Origin of the sequence: Streptococcus sp. 339, from assembly GCF_013277285.1 — a bacterium.
GTDB lineage: Bacteria > Bacillota > Bacilli > Lactobacillales > Streptococcaceae > Streptococcus > Streptococcus pseudopneumoniae.
Genome location: NZ_VMMR01000027.1, coordinates 71,143 through 73,791, shown reverse-complemented (window position 1 = coordinate 73,791; position 2,649 = coordinate 71,143). Strand labels below are relative to the sequence as shown.

Annotated in this window: 3 protein-coding genes and 1 other annotated feature; all 3 genes read right to left on the bottom strand. The window is 41.0% G+C overall.

Features of this window, described 5'->3' with window-relative positions:
- Positions 1-109: 109 nt before the first annotated feature.
- Positions 110-478, bottom strand: a complete 369-nt coding sequence (gene rplL, locus HT736_RS03635; RefSeq protein ID WP_001196965.1) for a 50S ribosomal protein L7/L12 — start codon at positions 476-478, stop codon at positions 110-112.
- A 72-nt stretch (positions 479-550) separates the two neighbouring features.
- Positions 551-1,051, bottom strand: a complete 501-nt coding sequence (gene rplJ, locus HT736_RS03630; protein ID WP_001287278.1) for a 50S ribosomal protein L10 — start codon at positions 1,049-1,051, stop codon at positions 551-553.
- A gap of 38 nt (positions 1,052-1,089) precedes the next feature.
- Positions 1,090-1,225, bottom strand: a sequence feature (ribosomal protein L10 leader region).
- A gap of 75 nt (positions 1,226-1,300) precedes the next feature.
- The gene (locus HT736_RS03625; protein WP_050261725.1) at positions 1,301-2,560 is read right to left on the bottom strand and encodes a TRZ/ATZ family protein; all 1,260 of its coding nucleotides are present in this window, start codon (positions 2,558-2,560) and stop codon (positions 1,301-1,303) included.
- Between the last annotated feature and the right edge of the window lie 89 nt (positions 2,561-2,649).

Genomic DNA, 2,649 nt, shown 5'->3' with positions numbered 1-2,649 from the left:
TTTTCATTGAGTATTACTTACTCGCCAACTTCTTAAACAAAAAGAAAAACCACTACTCCTAAGAATAGCGATTTAATCATGTTTTTAAGCTACTAATGTAGTCGCTCTATTATTTAAGAGTAACTGAAGCTCCAGCTTCTTCCAATTTAGCTTTGATTTCTTCAGCTTCTGCAGTTGCAACGCCTTCTTTAACAAGTGCTGGTGCACCGTCAACAAGTTCTTTAGCTTCTTTAAGACCAAGACCTGTGATTTCACGTACAACTTTGATAACGCCAACTTTTTTGTCGCCTGCAGATGTCAATTCAACGTCGAATGAATCTTTAGCAGCACCAGCGTCAGCAGCACCAGCTGCAGCAACAGCTACAGGAGCAGCTGCAGTTACACCAAATTCTTCTTCGATAGCTTTTACAAGGTCGTTCAATTCAAGGATTGAAGCTTCTTTAATTTCAGCAATAATGTTTTCAATGTTCAATGCCATTGTTATTTCCTCCAAATATGTTTTAAATTTATAATAGATTTTCGTAGCTAGGCTACGCTACGTAGCTTAAGATTAAGCTGCGTCTTCTTTGCTTTCTGCAACCGCTTTGACTGCAAGAGCAACGTTGCGCACTGGCGCTTGAAGTACAGAAAGGAGCATAGAAAGAAGTCCTTCGCGGTTTGGAAGAGTTGCAAGTGCAAGAATCTCTTCTTTAGATGCGACAGCGCCTTCGATTGCACCACCTTTGATTTCAAGTGCTTCAGCGTTTTTAGAAAAGTCGTTCAAGATTTTCGCTGGTGCAATAACATCTTCGTTAGAAAATGCTACTGCAGATGGTCCAACGAATACTGATGCAAGATCTTCAAGACCAGCTTTTTCAGCTGCACGACGCAAGATTGAGTTTTTAATGACTTTATACTCAACTTCGCTTCCACGAAGCTCACGACGAAGAACTGTATCTTGCTCAACTGTCAAACCACGAGCGTCTACAACGACGATAGATGCAGCAGCTTTCATTTTTTCAGCTACTACGTCAACTAGTTCCGCTTTTTTAGCAATAATTGCTTCACTCATTAGTGTGTTCACCTCCGTAATTATTTTGCTTGGGGAATTTTTCCAAAAGAAAAACGCGCCCAAACCTAGACACGAAAGTACAATACGCTTCTTTTTACATGATACGTTTTGTCCTCGGTAGGATATTTATGAGTCGAGCTCCCCTACTGTCTTAGGCAGTTTTTTCAAACCGTATATAAGTATAGCATAGTCAAAAAAAGAATGCAAGATTTTTACAAACTTTTTTTAAAATTTTTCGTGATTTTTCTTCTAAAGTTCTACTGTCAGAACTTGACCTTGCTTAACAACCTGTTCTCCAGCAATATAGACATCATCAACATCACTGGATTTGACAGCATAAACTAGGTGAGAGAGCATATTTTCTTGAGGTTGGAGATGGATTTTGCCTTGTGGTTGAATAACGAGAAAATCTGCCTGCTTGCCGACTTCTAGACTTCCTATCTGATTTTCCATTCCTAGAACCTTAGCCCCTTCGATTGTCAGTGCCTTGAGAGCTGTTTCGATAGGAAATTGGCTGGCATCTCCACTTTTCATCTTCTGAAGAAGGGCTGCAGTCCGTCCCTCCTCAAACATATCAAGATTGTTATTGGAAGCGACCGAGTCAGTCGCAATTCCGACTGCTACTCCTGCTTTTTGGAGCTGGATAATTGGAGCAATTCCTGATGCCAGTTTGAGATTACTGATAGGATTGTGAGCAATAGCCACTTGAGAAGTTGCCAAGCGTTCAATTTCTCGCTCGTTTAATTCGACCCCATGAGCAAAGACAGACGGATGATCTAAGTAACCCAGTTCTTCTAGAAAGGCGAGGGGGCGTTTGCCGTATCGTTTCAGGATAATGCCTGATTCTTCCTTGGTCTCCGCCACATGGATATGGATTGGAATAGCAAGCTCTTTTGCCATTTCCAAACTCGCTTCCAGCAAGTCTCTACTGCAGCTATAGGGAGAATGAGGTGCTACCATAACCTTGAAATTTGGATTTTTATATTTTAAGATTTCGTCTATGATGGATCGAGTTCTGCTTATAGTCTCAGCAGTTGTTTCTGTCTCTGAAGAAAAAAGAGTCGGAGAAAAATAACAACGCATCTTGGAATCTTTCACTGCCTGATAAATCTGCTCAATATTCACACCATTGGGATTATACATATCATTAAAGGTTGTTGTTCCTGACTGGAGCATCTCTGTCAGAGCTTCTTTGACCGCCTTAGTAGTCATGTCGGGAGTAAACTCAGCTTCTGCTGGCCAGATATAGTCATTGAGCCATTCATGGAGATTGCTATCATCCCGAATTCCTCTCAAACCTGTCATAGCAGAATGGGTGTGGCAATTGACCAACCCAGGCATAATCCAAGCTCCCTGATAGTCTATAATCTGCTCAGCTTGCTCTAAAAACGCTGGCTTATCTTGACCGACATAGACGATTTGAGAATCCTTGACTGCTAAGATTCCATCAAGATAAACATGGAAATCTTGATCACAAGTCACGATATTTACATTCTGAAAGACTTTCATTATAGGCTCCTTTTCTAAAAGACAAGTTATACTCTCTTCAAACTACTTCAGATTCACTTTGCCGTAGGTGTGGTTACTGACTTCGTCAG

Coding starts and splice junctions, on each gene's coding strand:
- rplL (WP_001196965.1), bottom strand. CDS start 478: ATGGCATTGAACATTGAAAACATTATTGCTGAAATTAAAGAAGCTTCA.
- rplJ (WP_001287278.1), bottom strand. CDS start 1,051: ATGAGTGAAGCAATTATTGCTAAAAAAGCGGAACTAGTTGACGTAGTA.
- HT736_RS03625 (WP_050261725.1), bottom strand. CDS start 2,560: ATGAAAGTCTTTCAGAATGTAAATATCGTGACTTGTGATCAAGATTTC.